The organism is Rothia sp. P6271, assembly GCF_048512995.1.
Lineage (GTDB): Bacteria > Actinomycetota > Actinomycetes > Actinomycetales > Micrococcaceae > Rothia.
Window position 1 is genome coordinate 455,457 of record NZ_JBLXXV010000001.1, and the last position, 20,831, is coordinate 476,287.

Sequence of the window (20,831 nt, forward strand, 5' to 3'; positions counted from 1 at the left end):
ACCAGTCCCAAACTCACCCAGCCTAAACCACACAAGACCACACACCTCACAAAAAGCTCCCACCACCATCGCATTCTTCCAAGATTCACAACAAAGCATACGTACTAAATAGGTACACTAAGCCACCACCAACACCGAGCGACTCCAACATAACAACACCAAAACTCATCCATAAAGTGAGGAGCACTCCTTCATGCCAACACTTTCCCACATTTATCCCAAGAGTGTAGAAAAGAGCCTCTAAACACCACCCCAGCAACCCAAAATAATCTCACAAAAAATTACACTCAAACACTACGCAAAATATTAAACAACACGGTTTATACATTTTGTATGCAAATGGGGGTATAAGAGCGTGAACTCTTATACCCCCATTTAATAAGGTCAAAAATTTTTTAATGACGAAACGCCAGACGGTCCAATATCTGGCTACTGAGCAAGACCATATAGACGGTCACCAGCGTCGCCAAGACCAGGAACAATATACGCCTTATCGTTGAGACACTCATCTTCAGCAGCCAAGAACAAATCAACGTTCTCGAACCCATCAATGCCCTCACGTAAAGCAGCAATACCCTCAGGAGCGCCGATAATACACAAGCAAGTAATCTGCTCCGCACCACGAGCACGCAAGAACTTAATAGATTCGATCAACGTTCCACCCGTTGCAAGCATCGGATCAAGAACATACACCTGACGCCCCGACAGATCTTCAGGCAAACGCTCAGCATAGGTCACGATATCTAGAGTCTGCTCGTTACGAGCCATTCCTAAGAAACCAACCTCAGCAGTAGGAATCAAACGAGTCATACCCTCTAACATTCCCAAGCCAGCACGCAAGATAGGAACAACCAACGGACGTGGCTTCGTCAGAACCTTACCAGTTGTCGACGTAACAGGAGTGACAATCTCACGCTCTTCAGTACGAATAGTACGAGTCGCCTCATATGCCAAAAGTGTCACAATCTCTTCAACAAGCTGACGGAAAATTGGAGACGGTGTGTTCTTATCACGAAGAACAGAAATTTTATGTGAGACCAACGGATGGTCAAGGATGGTTAAACGCATACTCTCAAGCTACCATTTTCAGCCCAAAACTGTACCGCTGTCTCGACGAAAAACACAGGCTGTGAAAAAGATAATCACCACCGCACCACAAGGTCAGCATAAAAAGAGCCTCTCCACACTGACTTGCAGTATAGAGAGGCTCATCATCGCGGTGACGGAGGGATTTGAACCCTCGGTACGGGGTTACCGTACACAACATTTCGAGTGTTGCACCTTCGGCCGCTCGGACACGTCACCAACTGTGGCAAGTTTACCTGTTAATACCAAACATTCTCAACTTTTGAGCAGAAAAATTCGTCTCACACAGTTCCTCAACTCAAAATACACGTCCTAGTGCGCAATATAAGAATCAACCGTCAACATCACAGCACGAGTAGCGTCCTCAGAGGTACGCTCAGCAGCATGAATTTCACGGTCCATTGCAAGCATAAAAATAGACCCAAAAATAGAAATAGATACGGCCTCTGGATCTTGAGCATGGTCCACAGGGTAGCGAGTCCCAATCGCTTTGACCATATTTTCTAGTTCGCTCACCAAATCCTGACGAGTCTTCACAATCGCCTCAGACCAAGGTTCTTTACTGCGCCAAATCTCAGTAATCCACAAACGCGCAAAACCAGGATGCTCAGCCAAATATTCAAAAGCTTCCTTAATACCAGCCCTCATCGCCTCACGCGGATCAGACTTTTGAGACCCCTGTTGCACCCGAGTCTTCAAAAGCTGCGCACCATATTGAAGAAGCTGCTCAATCATCGTCTTTTTAGAACCAAAATTATAATAAACAGTTCCTTTAGAAACTCCAGCTTTAAGCGCTACTTCTTCCACCGTCGTCGCCTCAGCGCCCTTCTGGCTCATAATCTCCAAGGCAGCCTGAAAAAGCTTGAATTGCGTACGGTTAGTACGCCCCGGACGGCGCGTTACCGCAGCAACCGCAGGGGTAGGATACTGAAAATCTGAGACAGATTCATCTTGAGTATGAGACACCGACATTAAACTGCAATCTCCGGATTAAGTTTCTTCAAATTCCATGTGCGATTCTTATAGGTTCCAATAAACCCTAAGAATAAACCGAAAACACCCCATGCGGCGAGAACAAGTACATCACCTGTAATCGCACCATAATCAATTCCATAGGCCAGACGGCGTGTACCGCTGAGAGCATACCCCATCGGAAGGAACGAATGTAACCAACGAATAGACATAGGTAACGTTTCATAGGGCATCATACCGCCAGCAGTTACCAACTGTACAATAAGCACCACAAGCGCTAAAAGCTTACCAGGAGCAGATAACAAAGCTACAAAACCATAAATCACAGCGGTATAAACGCAAGAAACAAACGTTAAGAACAGCAACAAAAGCCACGGATGTTCCATCTTGAAACCAAGACCAAAATGTACCGCCAAGAACAACAAAAGGGTTTGTAATACGCCAAGAACAGCAAAAGGCCCCCAGCTACCAATAGCAATACGTAAGGTCGGAGCAGAAGACGCCAAAGCTCGCGTATTCTCCGGTCGTAGCGTCTGAACCAGCATCAAAGCGCCAATCCATAATGCCAACACAATAAAGAACGGCCCCATGCCTTCACCGTAAGTGCTTCCAGAAGCTAACGACGTCTCCTTAAGCTTGACAGGATGAGACATCACGTTCGCAATACGACGTTGCTCTTCCTCATTCAGTGAAGGGACTTTGTTCGTTCCCTCCTCTAGTCCTTCAGAGAGTTCTCCGGCACCATCTTGAAGCTTTTGAGTTCCCGAATGAATCTCTCCAGCACCCTGATCCAGTTTTGAGGCCCCGTTGTGAAGTTTCTGAGCACCAGAATGAACACGGTCAATTCCATCGTTGAGAGAATACTGCCCAGAAAGTGCTTGTTGCTCACCGTCAGCAAGCTGTTCAGCACCCTGAGCAAGCTCCCCCGCCCCCGAAGATAGGCGATGCGTTCCATGAGCAAGCTGCTCAGCACCATCAGATAATTTTTGTGAACCGTCAGAAAGCTGGTGTGTACCATCAGCGAGTGTCACAGTTCCTTGACTCAATTGAGAAGTACCTGCGACAAGGTCTTGAGCACCATGATGAAGTTTCTGAGCGCCCAAAGATAATTGGTGCATATTCTCAGAAACTTTTTGAGTACCATCAGCTACCTGTTGAGCACCTTGGAAACTCTTTTTTGCACCGTCAGCTAGTGAAACAGCACCAGTCTTAGCTTGTGTTGTAGCGCCTGCAAGCTTTTGAGCGCCTTGAGACAACTCATGAGTAGAAGAAAGTAATCTGTTGATATGTTCGCCAACCGTTGACGTTCCATTCTCACATAGAGAAGAAAATTCTGTCATTTGAGCAGATATACCTTGTAAGACGGCAGTGTTAAGGTCTGTCAAAACCGCCTTATTTTCTTCTGACCCTAAAAGTTCAAGCATCTGCTGTGCTTGTTCTGGAGTCAGAGTTCCCTCTTGAACAAGAGCTTGCAAACGCCGTTCAATGTTCTGGTGAAGTTGTGCTGTCACGTCATCTGTCAGCTGGTGAGCATAGTGAGCTACTTGCTCTTCTGAGGTAGGAGCCTGACACATGGCGTTAAGCCCCGAAGCTAGTTCAGGTAGTGGGGAATCTGCCAGAGTTTTGTCTAAGGTTGTGTTTCCCTCAGCTAAACGGGCGGCACCTTCGTCGATAGCTGTTATACCGTCTGCAAGTTTTTGCGCCCCCGTAGAGAGCGCTTCAGTACCGTTTGCTAATTTTTGTGCACCATCGTTGAGTCGTATAGTGCCTTGGTCTAGCTGTTGAGCACCATCTGAGAGCGTTTGAGTGCCCTGAGCCAGTTGTTGGGCTCCACCATCGAGTTTTAAGGCACCTGTTGCAAGTTTTTGTGCACCTTCAGCCGCTGATTCGAGGTGAGTGTTAAGCGTGTTTGCGCCATCGGCTAGACGAGAAGCCCCGTTCTGAGCGTCTTGCGTACCGTCTGAGAGTCGATGTGCGCCCTGAGCAAGTTTGGCAGATCCGTCCGCTAGTTTTTCTTGTCCAGTAAGAAGCTTAGTAGAACCGTCTTTGAGCTGTATTGTTCCGTCGCTCAGTTGTATTGTTCCGTTGTTGAGCGTGCTAGTTCCATCTTTGAGTTGCCCAACAGCATCGCTGAGAGTGATAGTTCCTTGGTCTAGTTGGTTGGCTCCATCGCTAGCTTCGTGCAGGTTTGAGTGAATGGTAGTGAAACTTGCGAGTAAGGCATTCGCTGTTTTATCGCCAACTTCCGATGCCACAGAGTCACGAACAGCTGTTCCAGCTTTTGCCACGATATTTGTCAGAATATAGTTGTTTGCATCGTTAGTAACTACTTCAATCCCCGCAGCTTGGGGGTCAATATCAGGAGTTTTGCCGTTTTCGTCGGGTACAAAAGACCCAGCAGATTGCAGTTTCTGAGAAAAATCTTGAGGAATAATTAGCGCAAAGTCGTAGACTCCTCGAGTGACATCTTCAACAGCTTGTTCTCGAGTTGATACTTTATGCCACGAAAAATTCGCTTTATCAAGGAGAGTTTTTTCGACGTCTTCTCCGATGTTTATGGTTTCGCCGTCTTGGGTGGTTCCACCGGAGTCGAGCATGACTAACGCACCAGGAACGTCATCTACAGAATCATAGGGGTCCCAGTTTGCGTATAGATATATTCCGCCATACAGCAAGGGAATACAAGCCATCGCCATGAGAACAAGTTTTGGCAGCATTCCTGCGGTGAGGCGTTTGAGTTCAGCGAGAGTAACTCTGAGGATGCTCATTTATTGTTGTTCACTCTCCTTTGCTGTATCAGGTTTATCTTGGGGAAGTTCGTGTTCTTTTTCTTCGTTCGAGAAGTTTGTTTCTGGATGTGAATCTTGTTCTTCGTGTGTTTTCACGTTTTCTTCGTTGAGGAGTTCATCGTGTGCGCTTCCTACCACGGCCTGTTTTCCGTCCCAGGTGGAGGAAATATGAGGGACAACAGCGACGACGGCACGGGGGCACTCTTCATTTTCAGCTAGTTGTAGAAGGTATGGTAGCCACATGCGTGTGTGGTTGAGGTGCCGTGAGGGGGTATCAAAAACGAGTAAGTCTGCGTGCTGATAATTGGCGGCAAGAGTGGTCATAAGGCGAATATTTTGTTCTCCGGTTACTTGTTCATTCCAGAGGTTATCGAGGTCTTCCAATCCGTGTTCTTTAAGCCATTTCCCAGAGCGTGGTCTGGTAAATGGCCCCATGGTGTAGCTCAGCATTTCTGATACGTAATCACGAACTCTCATATGGTTTTCTGGTTCGTTGATGTTCGGAGAGTCGATCAGTTCTGAACGACGACGAAGCTTTTTCATACTGGATTCTTCTCGGGAAGGCTTTTGAGGGTCTGTCCAAAGAATAGTTCCGCCAGAAGGTTTCATTCGCCCTGTGAGTGTTAGCGACAGCGCGGTTCTTTCGAGCTGGCTATCTGCTTGGATGAGGATGACTTCTCCGCGGTTGAGGGTGAAGCTTGTACGGCCAAAGAGCGCATTATGCCGCCCTTTGGCCCAGATGTTATCGACGATGAGCATATTCTTCTCCCCCTATGAGCCACGTATTCTTCTCTGTGAGAAAATCATAACTTGAACTCGTCGGTCAGTTTCGGTGTTTTGGTGTGAGATTTTCAACCAACTGCTGGCAGAAATATCACACCGAGTACTCAGCACTAGGGGTAACTTTCATGAACACCAGTCGTGAAGAACCTCAAAAGTGACCAGATGGACCGTGACTTTCTGAGCGTTTCTTTTCAAAAAAAGTTTTCATAAGAGATGCGCATTCTTCTTCTAAAACACCAGAATACACCTCAACAGAATGCGGGTATCTTCTATCACGCAGAACGTCATATAAGCTCCCTGCCGCCCCTGTTTTTTCTTCCCACGCGCCAAGAACAACAGTTGATATTCTGCTCAACAAAATTGCGCCAGCACACATAATGCACGGTTCAATCGTCACAACTAACGTGCAGTCCTCTAAACGCCACTGTCCACGTTGTTCGGCAGCTTCACGTAGAGCAATGATTTCAGCATGAGCGGTAGGGTCTTGGTTTTTTTCACGCTGGTTGTATCCACGACCAATAACACTTCCATCTGAAGTAACAACCAGAGCACCGATAGGCACATCTGAGCTTTCTAAAGCGTGCTCCGCTAAAACTAAAGCCTCTTGCATCCATTTATGATGGTCTTGCCGTTTAACGCCACGCGCATGAATATATTCTGTGTTACACATATAAACTACTCAAATACTATTTTTATCTAGGAAACAGCTAAAGCAAAAGGATAAACACTATGTGCTCCAGCCCGACGCAGCTGACGAGCAATAACCGTCATACTCCATCTAGAGTTCACACAATCAGAGACAAGAAGCACCCTCGGATGATGCGCCTGCAAAAAATCTTTCATCGAGTCAGGAACCACATAAGAGTTCCACACCCCTAAACAACGAAAAACAGAATTGCCTTGCTCATGCGAGGTTGGGTGCACCAGCTGCACATCTCCTAAATCTTTAAGGCGCCCTGTTTGAGCAAGACCACGAGCAAGAGAAGACGCTAAACGCGGACGACGTTCAGATGGAATCCCAATCACAACCTGAGGACGATTCTGCCAGTCCCATTGAGCAAGCACTTTCACGCAAGCTCTACCTAATTCAGTAGATATTTCACCATCTTCAGCATTTTCTTTAAATATCTCTCGTAGGACATTACCCCACCCAATATCGCTCAATCGTGCCAGTGCTCGACCTTCACAGGCGCGCTCTTCATCGGGAATTTTTGAGCCCTGCGGTATATCTACGTCATCTTCAGCAAAGATACTTTGTTCAAGAAGTTTTTTAAGTCCACTTGGCCACATGCGACGAGGCTCAATATGAACACCAACTTCGCCAAAACTTTGTTCAGCAATATGACGAGAAGTGGAGCTAACCTGTTGTGGATACCAAGTTCCTGAACAATTATCACAACGCCCACATTTCTTGGCAGTAGCGTCATCTAACTCTTGTGCCATGTAGACCATACGACATGAGGAAGTGTTAATGTACGAAACCATTGCTTCTTGCTCATGCTGACGCGTTTGCGCCACCTTTGCATAGCGCTCATGATCGTATTTCCATGGTGTTCCAGTTGCCACCCAACGTTGAGAAACTCGATATACGGCGCCTTCTACAGAAAGTACCTTTAAAAGAAGTTCGAGGTTGCTGCGACGAATATCAACCATAGTTTCTAACGCGCTAATAGTCATGGGTTGATTCTGTTGCCGAGCTACTTCTAAGGCAGAAAGAACAGCAGAACAATTTTCTTCAGTGGGCATAGAAGCAGTTGCAAAGTATTCCCAAATATCTTGGTCTTCTAATCCTGGTAACAACAAGACGTCTGCTTGTTGAGTGCCGCGTCCGGCACGACCGACTTGCTGATAGTAAGCAATGAGACTCGATGGAGCGCCACAGTGAATCACAAAACCCATATCTGGCTTATCGAAGCCCATACCTAACGCACTTGTGGCAACGAGAGCTTTAACCTTATTAGCTCGCAGTGATTCTTCTGCTTCGATACGTTCTTCAACCGACATCTTCCCGCTATATGGTTGCACAGCGTATCCGGCAGTTTTAAGAATCCGCGCAATATCTTCTGCAGCAGACACGGTGAGAGTGTAGATAATTCCGGAGCCGGTGAATGTCTTAAGGTGCTCAACAAGCCAAGCGATGCGCTCTGTCGGATCTTTCATCTGAAGAACCCCTAGCCGGAGGGAGTCACGAGAGAGAGGACCACGCAGAATGAAGATATCGGAGCTTTGTGGAGAAGAGTTTTTTAGCGTCTTGTGAGAGTAGTTAAGCTGTTCTGCAATGTCTTCTATCACTCGTTGGTTTGCAGTGGCTGTTGTTGCCAGTATAGGAGTAGTGGGCTTTAACTCTGCAATGATATTCCGAATACGTCGGTAATCTGGGCGAAAGTCATGCCCCCAGTCAGAGATGCAATGTGCTTCGTCAATAACGAGCAGCCCAAGGGATTCGACGATTTCTGGTAACCAGCGTTCGCAGAAGTCTGGATTGTTGAGACGTTCTGGCCCGATGAGGAGCACGTCTAGAGTGTTATCACGTAGTTGTTGTTGTATTTCATCCCAGTCAGTGACGTTTGATGAATTGATGGTGGCAGCTTTGACTCCAGCACGAGCGGCTGCTTGTACTTGGTCACGCATCAGAGCTAGTAGTGGAGAAATGATGAGAGCAGGACCTGCCCCATATGATCTCATCAGTAATGAGGCGATGAAATATACTGCAGATTTTCCCCATCCAGTACGTTCGATGACGAGGGCTCTACGACGATGTTGCACAAGAGCTTCGATAGCTTCGTACTGTCCGGGGTGGAAGGCTACGTCATTTTTTCCTGTGAGTTTTCTGAGAAGTTTTATTGCTTCTGTATGTAGCTCAGGCTGATGCGTCTGCGAGTAATTCGACATATCTTGTAGTCTACGGAAGCTTCTATGGATGCTAAAGCCTTTGAGAAGAGATGTAGGTAATCTTATGTTCTCGGCCTATACGGAGCTTTTACCTAGTAGAATCGGCAGGAGTTTACTTTCATTAGACCGTTATCAATAGGAAAGTTTTTTATGAGCCATCTTCTTTTGGCAGGTGTTCTTGACATGGTGCAGATGCCTATCGCGTTATTAGGTATAGATATCGAGAAGATTCTTGAGCAAGCTGGCCCATGGGCTTTGGCTGTGGTCACGTTGATTGTATTCATTGAATCTGGTGTGCTGTTCCCGTTCCTTCCGGGTGATTCTCTCCTCTTTACTCTCGGTCTTATTCACGTTCAGTTGGGCTTGAACCTTTGGGTTATGCTCTTGTGCTTGTGTATTGCTGCTGTTGCTGGTGACCAAATCGGTTATTATTTGGGGCATCGTTTTGGTCGTAGATTCTTTAGCGCCGATGCGAAGGTGTTGAACACTAAGAATCTTCATGCGGCAGAAAGTTTTTTTGAAAAGTATGGTGGCAAAGCACTGGTTCTTGCACGTTTTGTTCCTATTGTGCGTACTTTTGTTCCGTTAGCTGCAGGTATTGCGAAATATCGTTATCGTGATTTTGCGAAGTGGAATATTACCGGTGCGATTACGTGGGTCTTTACTCTTGTCTTTGCTGGTGTACTTTTAGGCGGTATTCCTTTTATCCGAGACAATGTTGAGGCTATCGTTATTGTGATTGTGGTTGCCTCTGTTCTTCCTGTCGGTGTGGAATATCTTCGGGAACGTCGTAAGGCTCGTCGCTCTTTCAAATAACAGTGGTCATACAGTAAAAGGTGGATATCTCCGGTGTTGGAGATATCCACCTTTTACTGTATGAGGCGAGATTAGTGAGATTCTTGTTCCATCAGTTCGCTGAAAAGTTCTGCGTTGTATTGGAAGCCACGGAGTGTTTCGTCAACGACGTTTTGACGTTCTTCTTCGCTCAGAGGTGCGTTATCAAGGAGAGTGCGGTATGAATCTTTGAAGATTTTAGGCTTGGGTAGCTCGTCGAAGCGATACATACTCAAGGCTTCTGAGCTAATTCCGTAGTGACGTCCCATCAGCACGGCTACTGCCTGCCCGCCGGAGAGGTCACCTAAGTAGCGTAGGTAGTGGTGCGAGAGGAAACGTTCTGGCGCTTGGGCACTTTCAAGGATGCGCTGAGCGTACTTGGTCGTTGCAGGCAGAGCTGGGTCGATAGTTTCTTGACCGAGTGCTTTGATATCGGCCCGGATTCGCTCGGTACGCGCTAGTTCTGGCTGGTTGAAGGGTTCAAGCATTTTGTTGCCGGCTTCTCGGTAGCCTTGGGCAACTTTTTCGAGGGCTTCGTACAGGTACACATATTGGTTGAGTAAACGCAGGTAGCTTTTTTCAGATAGTTCGCCCTTCATGAGTTTTGTCATGAATCCCGAGTGTTCTGCTGTTGAGTGCAGTTCTTCGCTTTCGCGTTTGAGTCGTGCTGAAAATTTTTCGGCGGGGATTTCTGTTGTTGCAGTGGCGTTCATGGTGTACTCCTGACATTTTAGTGACACGGTGTCACTAAATAACTTACTGACATAATGTCATTAAAATTCGTTTTATGCAAGCACGCGCTTCACAACAGATGATAAGGTTAGGGTAACTAAACATGTATGCAATTAGCGTACATTGTTGTAGCCTAATAGCATCATCCCTAAATAGCCATACCTTTCAGAGGAATATCATGCCGACACAACGCACAAAGCGCTCCTACGCTTTCTTGGCGACCGCAGCAATTGGCCTTTCCAGTTTCAGCACACTCCCCGCAACCCAAGCAGTCGAAACACCACCTGCAGCAAGCGAGCATATACAAGCCCAAAAGACTCTTGAAAACTCCACAATGACGTGGGGCGTCAAAGAATCTTTCCATAAATATGTCACCGGACCTATTGCCGCAGGAAACATCGAAGCAAGCGATGGAGCTTCCCTAAACGACCAACAAATTATCACGTGGGAACAGGGCCAAGGAGAATACTCCTTAAGCGCAAAAACTGGACACATAAATTTTGGAGGTGCTCTTCATTACACTGGACACCACGGTGTACTTGACATCTCACTCAAAGACTTCCAGCTCATCTTTAACGCTGATGGAACCGGAACTATCAAAGTTTCAGGAACATCTAAAGACATGACTGGAAACATCACAGACCTAGAAAACGTCGACTTTGCAAACGTTGTCTTGACACAACCATCTTTCAAAGACAACACCCTCACCTTCACAAACGCTAATGCAACGCTCACCGAAGATGGAGCGAAACTCTTTGCGAATTTCTATAAGGCTGGTACAGAACTTGACCCTCTGACTATCAGCGCACAGATTGCGCCAGAGCCTGCTGAGCCGACCGAGCCTGCTGAGCCGACCGAGCCTGCTGAGCCGACCGAGCCTGCTGAGCCGACCGAGCCTGCTGAGCCGACTAAGCCTGCTGAACCGACCAAGCCTGCTGAACCAACTCACGATTCCCTACAAAGTGTCGAATCAGCTCAAGCCACATGGGGCGTTAAAGAATCCTTTATCCACTACATCACCGAAGGTATCGCACAGGGAGAAATATCCCTCACCGACGTTGAAAACAACCAAAATGTTTTCGCCTTCACCAAAGTTAACGAATCAAAATCTGGATTCAACCCCCAAGAAAAAACCGGCGTGTTCGCATTTGACGGAGTCCTACGATTCACAGGACACCACGGAAAACTCGATATCACTATCTCCAACCTACAAATTCAGATACGCGAAGGATCCGGATACCTTGTTGCAGACATGAGCACCAAGTCAATGGACGGATCAACCACATCTGCACCTGCCGTGCACCTTGGAAACATCGATATCAGCTCTCTAAAAATAGAGAAAAATATCGTCTCACTCACCAACGCGCCAGTCTCACTCAGCACAGCAGGAGCACAAGCCTTTGGCGGATTCTACCAAGCTGGCACAGAGATGGCACCGCTAAACCTTCAAGCTCAATTAGGTGAGACCACAGACAACACGCTCTCCTACGACCGTGCAGAAAATCACCCAACTAAGCAGGATACCGAAGAAGAAAAACAAAGTTCACATTCTCAAGACTCTTCTGAACATCCAACCCAACAAGGGAATACAGCTACTCCTGAAACCACCACACCCAAGGGCAACTCTCATACACACGTATCACGTAACCCTTCTTCTGCTTCAGTAGCAACCTGTGTTCCAGTGCAAATCACCGAAACAGTACCTGGTAAAACCACTCAGGAAAGTACAGGAAAGAACATCATCTCAGCAGGTGTTCTTGACTGGGGACTTCGCACATCATTCCGCAATTACGTTGCCGGAGGAATTGCTCACGGCGGATGGAACCTTGACGGAGTTACCTACAATTCTGGTGCATTTACATGGTCCAACGGAACAGGAAATATTGAAGGAGCAAAAGGCACCATATCCTTCAACGGCTCCATTAACTTCCACGGACATGACGGAGTTCTCAACACAACGCTTTCTAACCTTCGTGTAGAAATCAACGGAAAACGCGGAACTCTCTACGCACACGTCAACGCGAACTCCATGGAAGGCAAAAACGTTGACTACGGAATCGTCGCTTTTGCTGATCTTGACCTTTCAAAGATGTCAATGAACGAGCAGAAGATTTCTGTTGTTTCTGCTCCAGCAGTACTCACCGCAGCTGGAGCAAAATCCTTCGCAGGCTACTATAACGCCGGCGAAACACTTGACCCCATCTCTTTCTCCGGAACTCTTACACCCGAAACAAAGAGCGTCACAGGTCAGCCCACAACAGTCACCCGAACTGCATACCGTGGAGCAGGATGCACAGCTGAACAACTCGCATACACCGGAACTTCCCAAACTGTTCCATTCCTCATTGCTGGTGGCGGAATGCTCACCCTCGGTGCAATGCTTCTTATCACAGCTCGTCGCCGACGCACAGCATAACCTCACAACGCTATCGTCGATAGCTTCAATCAAGCTGTTCGGGTAGATTACCCATCCGTTGTCTACCCGAACAGCTTTTTTAAAACCACAATTTTGGAGTTTCCATGCGCCCAACCATATCCTCTGCTTCCCTCTCTAACCCATTCCGCGCTGTTATCGTACTTTGTTTGATTCCTCTCCTATTCCTTCTCACTGGTTGTGGAGTAGGAACACTCAATAACTCTCAGCAAAGTTCATCATCACCATCATCTAACTCGTCAGCTCAGGCAGAATCTGAACATCTATCGGAGCTAGAACAAGGAACAAAATACCTCGAAGAACACGCATCAAAAAACCCCAAGGAACTAACTGGTACTGCAACAGCACAAAGCGTTGGAGCGGTGCTTCCTCTTGAAAACCCACAACAACCCCAGCTACCTGTAACAGTCACCGACCATCAAGGCACAGAAGTCACCGTAGAAAAAGCTGACAGAATTCTAGCCCTTGACCTGTACGGAACCCTTGCCGAGACAGTGCAAGGACTAGGCTTAGCTGACCATCTAGTCGGCCGCGTTACCTCAACAACAGAACCGTCGTTAGCACAACTTCCAGTTGTTACGCAGAACGGCCATGACCTCAACGCCGAAGCTATTATTGCTTTACATCCTGACGTAATTCTGATGGACACCACAAACGGCCCTCTAGAAATTACAGAACAGCTACGTAGTGCTGGACTGACCGTCGTACATTTTGACCCTAAACGTTCTTTACATACCATCAGTGAACAAATTACTGCCGTTGCGCACGCATTAGGTGTTCCTGAATCTGGAGAACGTCTCAACAAGCGAGTCAGTGCTGAGCTATCTCTCGTCCAAGAATCTATTGCGCGTGTAGCACCCAAGGAAGACTCACAAAAAGTATCCATGGCGTTCCTATACGTACGTGGTACAGCAGGAGTCTTCTTTGTTCTCGGTCAAGGTTCTGGAGCTGACGATCTAATTACCTCAGTTTCCGGTATTGATGCGGCCTCTGAAGGAGGCGCACAAGGAACAACTCCTGCAACATCTGAAGCCCTCGTTAAACTCAACCCCGATTTGATTCTCACCATGACTGGCGGATTAGAATCAACCGGAGGATATGAAGGATTTTTAGCTCGTCCTGGTGTCAGTGAAACAACTGCTGGTAAAAACCATCGCATTATTGATATGAACGACGGTCAGGTTCTCTCCTTTGGGCCTAATACTCCAGCCGTATTACTTTCCTTAGCTCAAGCAATTTATATTCCTGCACAGGAAGCGAAAACCTCCTAGTGTTCACCAGTTGGATTCAGCAAAGAAAAGTTACCCTAACGTTCATGACAATGTCGGCGCTCTTGATTGTTGTCGTGCTAACTTCTGCCGCTCTTGGCCAGTTTCAGGTACCTGTTACTGAAGTATTTTCTTCCATCTATCGACGATTCTTTGGGGGCTTAGACACCTTACAGCTCTCAGATGCCACGCTATGGAATATTCGTTTTCCCCGCATCCTTCTTGGAGTGCTTGTGGGTGCTGCTCTCGGTGTTTCTGGTGCTGTCATGCAATCAATTTTTGGTAATCCGTTAGCAGAACCAGGCGTTATTGGAATTTCTGCAGGAGCAGCCGTTGGAGCATGCACAGCTATCGTCTTTGGGTGGACGTTCCTTGGAATTTTTACTGTTCCAGTTTTTGCGTTTTGCGCGGCTTTACTCACCACAGCTTTGGTATATATCTTTTCTCGCTCACACGGTAAAGCTGAAGCTCTTTCGATGATTCTTGCCGGTGTCGCAATTACGGCAGTTGCAAATGCTCTGATTGCTTTAATGATTTTTATCGCAGATGACGCTTCTCGTGACCAGATTGTTTTTTGGCAGATGGGCTCACTCAACGGAGCAACATGGAAAGCAGTCTATACAGCTTTTCCTATTATTGTGATAGGTCTTGTCATTTGTGCATATATTGCTGCTGAGCTCAACCTATTAGCTTTAGGAGAAAGAGCTGCTCAACACGCAGGTGTTCACGTTGAACGTCTTCGTGTCGTCGCCATTATTGCAACAGCCTTATTAACGGGGGTTGCCGTTGCTTACGCTGGAATTATCGCTTTTGTAGGTCTTATTATTCCGCACGTATTACGCCTTATTTTAGGGCCGTCAAATATAGTGCTTTTACCAGCCTCGGCACTAGGCGGAGCATTATTAATTGCTTCTTCTGATTTAGCAGCACGCACTCTTGTTGCTTTTGCAGATTTACCTATTGGTATTTTTACAGCACTTGTTGGTGCCCCAACGTTCTTCCTCCTGTTACGAAGGACCATCAAAAAAGGACGTGTATAGCGTGCTCAATGTTCATAATGTTTCGGTCTCTATCGGGGCGAAAGACATCCTTTCAGAGGTTTCTTTTAAGGCTCATGCCGGTGAAGTAGTCGCTCTTATTGGGCCTAATGGTGCTGGTAAATCGACGCTTCTTTCAGCAATTTGTGCCGATATTTCGCTCAGTTCTGGGCAGGTAGAATTTAACGGTATTTCCTTATCGTCGTTATCGGCTCGTGAACTTGCTCAAAAGCGTGCTGTTCTTCTCCAAAAAACGGAAGTTTCTTTTCCGTATTCAGTAGAAGAGGTCGTTGCGATGGGGCGCACACCGTGGAAGGGCACATCTGCTGCTCAAGAAGATGAAGATATTATCCAACGGTGTATGCGCATTACTGAAGTTGAGCATATGGCGTTACGGGATATTACGACGCTCTCCGGTGGTGAGTCGGGTCGTGCTCATCTAGCACGTATTTTTGCTCAGAGTACGGAGCTCATTTTGCTCGATGAGCCGACAGCAGCATTGGATATTTTGCATCAAGAGCAGACTCTTAAAAATGCTCGTGCTTTTGCTCAGCAAGGCGCTACTGTTGTGGTGGTGTTGCATGATTTAGATGTTGCTGGAGCGTACGCTGATTCTATTGTGCTGTTAAATCGTGGCAAAGTTATTGCTCAAGGGTCTCCTGAGCAGGTGTGTACCTCTCAAAGGCTCAGCGAGGTTTATGGTCACCCTATTGAAGTGTTGCGTCATCCTTCAAATGGTAGGCTTCTGGTTCTTCCAGAACGGCATGAGTCCTAGATAAAGGTTCTTCCATCATTTTTCTTAGGATATATACCTCCTAGGGATGAGGTATTCTGACGCTTCTGTGGTTACTCTGATATAGAGTCGTCTTAGGCTGTATAGGTCGTATATTTTATTCATCATCATAATGGGGTTTATTTCGTGAAAAATACTGGTTCGGTATCAACTGATTCCACGTTAAGTACGCCCTCGTCTGAGGATCTTATGAAGAATGGGCTAAATGAGGTTCAGGTTGAGCAGCGTGTTCGCGCTGGCATGACGAATCATCAAGATCAGTCTTCTTCTCGTAGCACTTTGACGATTATTCGCACTCACTTATTTACCCTTTTTAACCTTGTTTTGGGTCTATGCGGTGTAGTTGTTATTGCTTTGGGACGTTGGCTTGACACCTTATTTCTTTTGGCAGCGATTGCCAACGTTGTTGTTGGTTTTATTCAAGAGTTCTCTGCCAAACGTAAACTTGATCAGATTGCATTATTGCGTCGTGATCCGGTGAGTGTCATTCGTTCGGGCTCTGTTGTTCAGCTTCCTATGGAACAACTTGTTGTCGATGATGTTGTATTGCTCAAACGCGGTGATCAGGTCCCTGCTGACGCGTTAGTGTTAAGTTCTGACGGATTAGATGTTGATGAGTCCATGCTTACTGGAGAGAACGATCCAGTTGCTAAACGTCCTAATGACAAGGTTTTGTCAGCTTCTTCTGTTGTGGGTGGAACTGGCCGTGTCCGTATTTATGCAGCAGGTACGTCATCTCACGCAGCGAAGTTAGCTCAAGAGGCTCGAAAGTTTAGCGTTATTCATTCTGAGCTTCGCGCCGGAATGGAACGCGTAGTTCGGTGGATTACCTATGCGTTAGTACCAATTATTGCAATTGTTCTTAACGGGCAGATGGTAGCTGCTGGTGGCTGGCGCTATGCTTTTGAGCATAATGTCTGGCAAGACGCCATTATCGTTGCGGTGTCTTCTATTGCTTCTATGATTCCTCAGGGGTTAGCCCTGATGACAACGATTTCTTTTGCGACTGCTGCAGTCAAGCTTGCTCAAGATGATGTTCTGATCCAAGAACAACCTGCCGTTGAAGTACTCGCTCGTGTTGACGTGGTGTGTTTTGATAAGACAGGCACTCTCACTGAAGGCGGCGTACGTTTTAATGAGCTCCTGCCGTTATCTGTTCAAACATCACAGGACGACTCTTCTTCTGCCCTGTCAGAGGCGGGGCAACAGGCTCTTGCGTGGTTTGGTGCTGATGAAAACGCTAATCCTACGGCAGCAGCTTTAGCTGACGGTTTCCGTGTTGTTCCGTCAAGCCCCGTACGCGGTGTTATTGCATTTTCGTCTGCATTACGGTTTTCTGCGGTGGAGTTTGATACTGGAGCGTGGATATTAGGCGCCCCTGAAGCTCTCTTAGAGGGTGGCTCTGCAGAAAGAGAGCGTGCTCAGCAACTTGCTTCTAGTGGATTGCGTACAATGGTGCTTGCCCATGCTTCATCTTTGGAGCGTGACGCAAAGGGTGATGTGTTACCTCGTATTCCCGCTGCGTTGAAGCCACTTTGTTTTGTAACGTTCCGCGAGCAAGTTCGTAAAGAAGCACCTGAGACGTTGGCGTATTTCCGGTCACAGGGAATTGATTTGAAAGTTCTTTCTGGTGATAATCCGCAGACTGTTGCGGCAGCAGCAAAGACTGCTGGTATGGATGTTTCTGCTGGTGCTATCGATACGTCCTTATTACCTGATGAAGGCCCTGAACTTACTGAAGCCGTGTTGAACCATGCTGTTTTTGGTCGTGTGAATCCTCAGCAGAAGAAGAATATGGTTCTTGCATTGCAAGAGCATGGTAAGACTGTTGCGATGACTGGTGACGGTATTAATGATGCGTTAGCTCTCAAGCATGCTGATTTAGGTATCGCCATGGGAAATGCTGCTCCAGCGACGAAGGCTGTTTCTCGTTTGGTTCTTTTGGATGGACGTTTTGACCGGTTACCGTCGGTGTTGGATGAGGGCCGAAAGATTATCGCCAATATTGAGCGTGTAACGAATCTCTTCCTGTCAAAGACAGCGTTTGCGATTTTATTGGGTATCACCTTGGGTATTTTGTGTTGGAAGTTCCCCTTCTTACCACGTCAGTATTCAACAGCTGATTTGTTGATTGTTGGTGGCCCAGCGTTCTTTATTACGATGTTCCCTAATACTCGTAAATATGTTTCGGGATTCTTGAATCGTGCATTGCATTATGCGATTCCTACCGCGGTGATTATTACGACGATGCTTGTTAGCGTTAATTTCTTAGGTCGTTCTTTGGGTAGCGCTGTTGTTGAAGAACAGATTCAGACGGCTACTTTTATCACGTTGACCATGATCGGTATTTATAACGTGACAACCGTTATACGTCCGTTGCGCTCATATCGTTTAGCGATGGTTGGGTTGCTCTATCTTGGTATGGTTGCAGCAATTCATGTTCCTCTCTTACATGAATATCATCAGTTTATGATGCCTCCGGCAGAGCTACATCTGTGGTCTGTTGTTCTTGGTGTTCTTGGCATTGTTCTTGTGGAAGTGAACCTACGTGTCCATCAGCGTTGGTTGCGTCGTTATCACCCTCAAGCTGTTGAAGCAGAACGTGCGGCTCGTCTCTCATAACGTTTCCAAAAATCAGTTTTGGTGTAAGAAGGATGGTCGTTTTAGACAAGTTTTTTAAGATATTTCCCTTGGAGATATTCCTCAAACGAAATATATACTTGTCAATTACGTTTTATGTAGATAGCTGTTATTTTCTGCGGGTATTGCAAGAAAACGCTCAGAGGGTGTAAAGTTACTGCCGAAAGCGCTTCTTCAAGCGTTTACTCATACCATCACAGGATTGTTACTGAGATAGCAGGCAAGACCTGAGTTACATTGTTCAACATCATCATTTTTAGATGCACTATTTGTTGAACCACCGGTTATATTACGGTAGCTCTCACAGCAGAGAACTACTTTCCAAAGTATTACTTTGAAAACTCGGTGAGGTGTAGCTCGGGTCTTTTATGTTTTCTCAGGACTTTCCGCACACACCAATCCAGAAGGAGTACCAGTGAACAACTCCGAGATGGGTGCCAAAATCCTCGAAGGTCTTGGCGGCCCAGAAAATATCTCGCACTTCACTCACTGTGCAACCCGTCTGCGCGTGACCCCTAAATCACGCTCAGCAATCAACACCGAAATGATCGAAAAGGTCCCCGGTGTTCTTTCCATCATCGAACAGTCCGGACAGACTCAAGTTGTTCTTGGCGACAAAGTCGAAGCTGTTTACAACGACATGCTCAAACTCCCCGGCATGAGTGCTATTGGAGAAGGCTCCAACCAGTCCTCCGCTGAAGGCGAGAAAAAAGCAAGCGTACTAACCCGCGTATTCGACGTTCTCTCCGATTCATTCCGCCCTGTTCTTTGGGCGTTGCTTGGCACCTCGATGATTTTGACCCTCATCGTATTCATGCAGCAAATTGGATATTTTGGCCAGTACGTTGACCTCACCGGCGAAACCGTAAACATCGACATCGTTAACGGACCTCGTCTAGCAGATCCAGAAGTTGCTGCAAAGATGCTCGATGAGTGGCGTCTCGCTTACCCCTTCTGGTTCCTCATGCTCGCTGCATCACTTTCTGTTTTGCAGTTCATGCCCATTATGATTGGCGCTACCGCAGCTAAGCGCCTTGGTGCAAACATGTGGGTTGGTGCAGCTATCCCTGCAGCACTCATGACCGGTGTATTCCAAGGCTTCAACAACATTGCAGTTGATGGCGTTGTCAACGTTCCATTCCTCGGGCTAGACCTTCCGCTATACGTTATGAACTACACCGGACAGATCTTCCCACCGCTCTTCGCTGCCGCACTTCTTGCTCCACTTGAGCGATTCCTCAAGCGCATTATTCCTACCATGCTCCACATGGTATTCGTGCCCATGATTTCTGTCATGGTTTTGGTTCCTGTTACTGCGTTCCTTGTTGGTCCTTTCGGTATCAAGTTCGCATTGGCTATTTCTGACGTCATCGGCGGAGTTAACGAAGTTGCTCCTTGGCTTGTTGGCGGCCTCATTGCAGGTCTCTACCTCTTCATGGTTCCACTTGGTCTACACTGGCCTTTGAACGCTGTGATGATTAACAACCTTCAGACCATCGGTACCGACTTCATTCAGTCCCCTATGGGCGCATACAACTTCGCAGTATTCGGTCTTGTTACCGGTGTTGCTATCCGTGCTAAGCAGAATAAAGAGCTTCGTCAGACTGCTGTTGGTGCAGCCGCTTCCGGTTTGCTCGGCGGTATTTCTGAGCCTTCCCTCTACGGTGTTGTGCTTCGCTACAAGCGCGTTATCCCCATCATCTTGGTTCCCGCTGTTATCGGTGGCGCAACCATCTCCGCTTTGGGTGTTAAGTCTTACGCCTTCGCGTTTACCTCCTTGCTATCTATCCCTGCAATGCAGCCTGCTGGCTACTACGTCATCGGTCTTGCTATCGCGTTCTTCGGCGCAATGGCTGGCGTTCTTGTCTTCGGCTACGAGTCCAAGACTCCTGCTACCGGCAAAGTAGCTGAGAAAGTAGCTGCTACCGCTGGTGCTGCTGCAGGCGCTGCCGGTGCCGCTGCTGGTGCTGTTGCAGATAAGGCTCAGGCTGCTACCTCTGCGGTTCAGGAAAACCTTCCTTGGGCTTCTGGTGAAGCAGTGGAGATTTCTTCCCCTCTTGAAGGCGAAGCTATCGCATTGTCTGAGGTTCCAGACCCCATCTTCGCAGCTGGTCAGCTCGGTAAGGGTGCAGCAGTTGTTCCTAGCGGAAACTCTGTTGTTGCTCCTGCTGCAGGCAAAGTTGCCGCCATCCCCGCTTCTCGCCACGCTATCGGCCTCAAACTCGATAACGGTGTAGAACTTCTCATTCACGTCGGTATCGACACCGTCAACCTCAACGGCGAAGGCTTCAACGTTCTCGTTGCTAAGGGTGACCGCGTCGAAGCTGGTCAAGAACTTCTTACCTTTGACCGCTCCGTCATTGAAAAAGCTGGCTACTCCCTCGTCACCCCCGTTCTTGTCACTAACACCGTCAAGTACGAAGACGTTGCAGGCGTAACTGGCGATGTAAACACCTCAAGCAAGTTGCTCTCTATCACCGCTAAATAAGGGATTCTTCCTTTTCTCAAAGTGCTGATATAAAAGGCTGGGTGTCTTGCCAAAGATTTTTGGTAAGACACCCAGCCTTTATC

The 20,831-nt window shown here is 47.3% G+C and carries 14 protein-coding genes and 1 tRNA gene; 7 read left to right on the forward strand and 8 right to left on the reverse strand.

The window, feature by feature from the left end; translation table 11 throughout:
- Nucleotides 1-429: 429 nt before the first annotated feature.
- The 7 genes from upp to ACN08X_RS02140 form a co-directional block, all read right to left on the reverse strand.
- Nucleotides 430-1,068, reverse strand: a complete 639-nt coding sequence (gene upp / locus ACN08X_RS02110) for a uracil phosphoribosyltransferase (RefSeq protein WP_419101068.1) — start codon at nt 1,066-1,068, stop codon at nt 430-432.
- Between the two features lie 149 nt (nt 1,069-1,217).
- Nucleotides 1,218-1,305: transfer RNA gene (locus tag ACN08X_RS02115), tRNA-Ser, on the reverse strand.
- Nucleotides 1,306-1,398: 93 nt separating this feature from the next.
- The gene (locus ACN08X_RS02120; protein ID WP_419101069.1) at nt 1,399-2,052 is read right to left on the reverse strand and encodes a TetR/AcrR family transcriptional regulator; all 654 of its coding nucleotides are present in this window, start codon (nt 2,050-2,052) and stop codon (nt 1,399-1,401) included.
- Nucleotides 2,053-2,057: 5 nt separating this feature from the next.
- Complete coding sequence (locus ACN08X_RS02125; RefSeq protein ID WP_419107754.1) at nt 2,058-4,826, reverse strand: YhgE/Pip family protein; 2,769 nt, start codon at nt 4,824-4,826, stop codon at nt 2,058-2,060.
- Nucleotides 4,827-5,606 (reverse strand): multidrug ABC transporter ATPase, encoded by a 780-nt coding sequence (locus ACN08X_RS02130; RefSeq protein WP_419107755.1) that lies wholly within the window; start codon nt 5,604-5,606, stop codon nt 4,827-4,829.
- Nucleotides 5,607-5,778: 172 nt separating this feature from the next.
- The gene (gene tadA, locus ACN08X_RS02135; protein WP_419105734.1) at nt 5,779-6,300 is read right to left on the reverse strand and encodes a tRNA adenosine(34) deaminase TadA; all 522 of its coding nucleotides are present in this window, start codon (nt 6,298-6,300) and stop codon (nt 5,779-5,781) included.
- A gap of 26 nt (nt 6,301-6,326) precedes the next feature.
- Complete coding sequence (locus ACN08X_RS02140) at nt 6,327-8,522, reverse strand: RecQ family ATP-dependent DNA helicase (protein WP_419107756.1); 2,196 nt, start codon at nt 8,520-8,522, stop codon at nt 6,327-6,329.
- Between the two features lie 150 nt (nt 8,523-8,672).
- Here ACN08X_RS02140 and ACN08X_RS02145 point away from each other — a divergent pair, with 150 nt between their 5' ends.
- The gene (locus ACN08X_RS02145; RefSeq protein ID WP_419101074.1) at nt 8,673-9,338 is read left to right on the forward strand and encodes a VTT domain-containing protein; all 666 of its coding nucleotides are present in this window, start codon (nt 8,673-8,675) and stop codon (nt 9,336-9,338) included.
- 71 nt (nt 9,339-9,409) lie between these two features.
- Here ACN08X_RS02145 and ACN08X_RS02150 read toward each other — a convergent pair whose 3' ends face one another.
- Entirely contained in the window at nt 9,410-10,069 is a 660-nt protein-coding gene (locus ACN08X_RS02150) for a heme oxygenase (biliverdin-producing) (protein ID WP_419101075.1), read from the reverse strand.
- 197 nt (nt 10,070-10,266) lie between these two features.
- Here ACN08X_RS02150 and ACN08X_RS02155 point away from each other — a divergent pair, with 197 nt between their 5' ends.
- From ACN08X_RS02155 to ACN08X_RS02180, 6 genes are all read left to right on the forward strand, one after another.
- A complete protein-coding gene (locus ACN08X_RS02155; RefSeq protein WP_419107757.1) occupies nt 10,267-12,504 on the forward strand; it encodes an HtaA domain-containing protein in 2,238 nt (745 codons plus the stop codon).
- Between the two features lie 104 nt (nt 12,505-12,608).
- Nucleotides 12,609-13,793 carry a heme/hemin ABC transporter substrate-binding protein gene (locus ACN08X_RS02160; protein WP_419107758.1) on the forward strand — a complete coding sequence of 395 codons (1,185 nt, stop codon included), beginning with the start codon at nt 12,609-12,611 and terminating at the stop codon, nt 13,791-13,793.
- Nucleotides 13,794-13,837: 44 nt separating this feature from the next.
- Nucleotides 13,838-14,830: a FecCD family ABC transporter permease gene (locus ACN08X_RS02165; RefSeq protein ID WP_419107759.1), complete on the forward strand. Its 993-nt coding sequence runs from the start codon at nt 13,838-13,840 to the stop codon at nt 14,828-14,830.
- 1 nt (nt 14,831) lies between these two features.
- On the forward strand, nt 14,832-15,602 hold the full coding sequence (locus ACN08X_RS02170; RefSeq protein WP_419107760.1) for a heme ABC transporter ATP-binding protein: 771 nt from the start codon (nt 14,832-14,834) through the stop codon (nt 15,600-15,602).
- A gap of 207 nt (nt 15,603-15,809) precedes the next feature.
- The gene (locus tag ACN08X_RS02175) at nt 15,810-18,242 is read left to right on the forward strand and encodes an HAD-IC family P-type ATPase (RefSeq protein WP_419107761.1); all 2,433 of its coding nucleotides are present in this window, start codon (nt 15,810-15,812) and stop codon (nt 18,240-18,242) included.
- A gap of 433 nt (nt 18,243-18,675) precedes the next feature.
- A complete protein-coding gene (locus ACN08X_RS02180; RefSeq protein WP_419101081.1) occupies nt 18,676-20,748 on the forward strand; it encodes a glucose PTS transporter subunit IIA in 2,073 nt (690 codons plus the stop codon).
- Nucleotides 20,749-20,831: the final 83 nt, after the last annotated feature.

Excerpts from the sequence above, each read along its gene's own strand:
- upp (WP_419101068.1), bottom strand. The coding sequence starts at position 1,068 with ATGCGTTTAACCATCCTTGACCATCCGTTGGTCTCACATAAAATTTCT.
- ACN08X_RS02125 (WP_419107754.1), bottom strand. The coding sequence starts at position 4,826 with ATGAGCATCCTCAGAGTTACTCTCGCTGAACTCAAACGCCTCACCGCA.
- ACN08X_RS02130 (WP_419107755.1), bottom strand. The coding sequence starts at position 5,606 with ATGCTCATCGTCGATAACATCTGGGCCAAAGGGCGGCATAATGCGCTC.
- tadA (WP_419105734.1), bottom strand. The coding sequence starts at position 6,300 with ATGTGTAACACAGAATATATTCATGCGCGTGGCGTTAAACGGCAAGAC.
- ACN08X_RS02140 (WP_419107756.1), bottom strand. The coding sequence starts at position 8,522 with ATGTCGAATTACTCGCAGACGCATCAGCCTGAGCTACATACAGAAGCA.
- ACN08X_RS02145 (WP_419101074.1), top strand. The coding sequence starts at position 8,673 with ATGAGCCATCTTCTTTTGGCAGGTGTTCTTGACATGGTGCAGATGCCT.
- ACN08X_RS02150 (WP_419101075.1), bottom strand. The coding sequence starts at position 10,069 with ATGAACGCCACTGCAACAACAGAAATCCCCGCCGAAAAATTTTCAGCA.
- ACN08X_RS02155 (WP_419107757.1), top strand. The coding sequence starts at position 10,267 with ATGCCGACACAACGCACAAAGCGCTCCTACGCTTTCTTGGCGACCGCA.
- ACN08X_RS02160 (WP_419107758.1), top strand. The coding sequence starts at position 12,609 with ATGCGCCCAACCATATCCTCTGCTTCCCTCTCTAACCCATTCCGCGCT.
- ACN08X_RS02165 (WP_419107759.1), top strand. The coding sequence starts at position 13,838 with ATGACAATGTCGGCGCTCTTGATTGTTGTCGTGCTAACTTCTGCCGCT.
- ACN08X_RS02175 (WP_419107761.1), top strand. The coding sequence starts at position 15,810 with ATGAAGAATGGGCTAAATGAGGTTCAGGTTGAGCAGCGTGTTCGCGCT.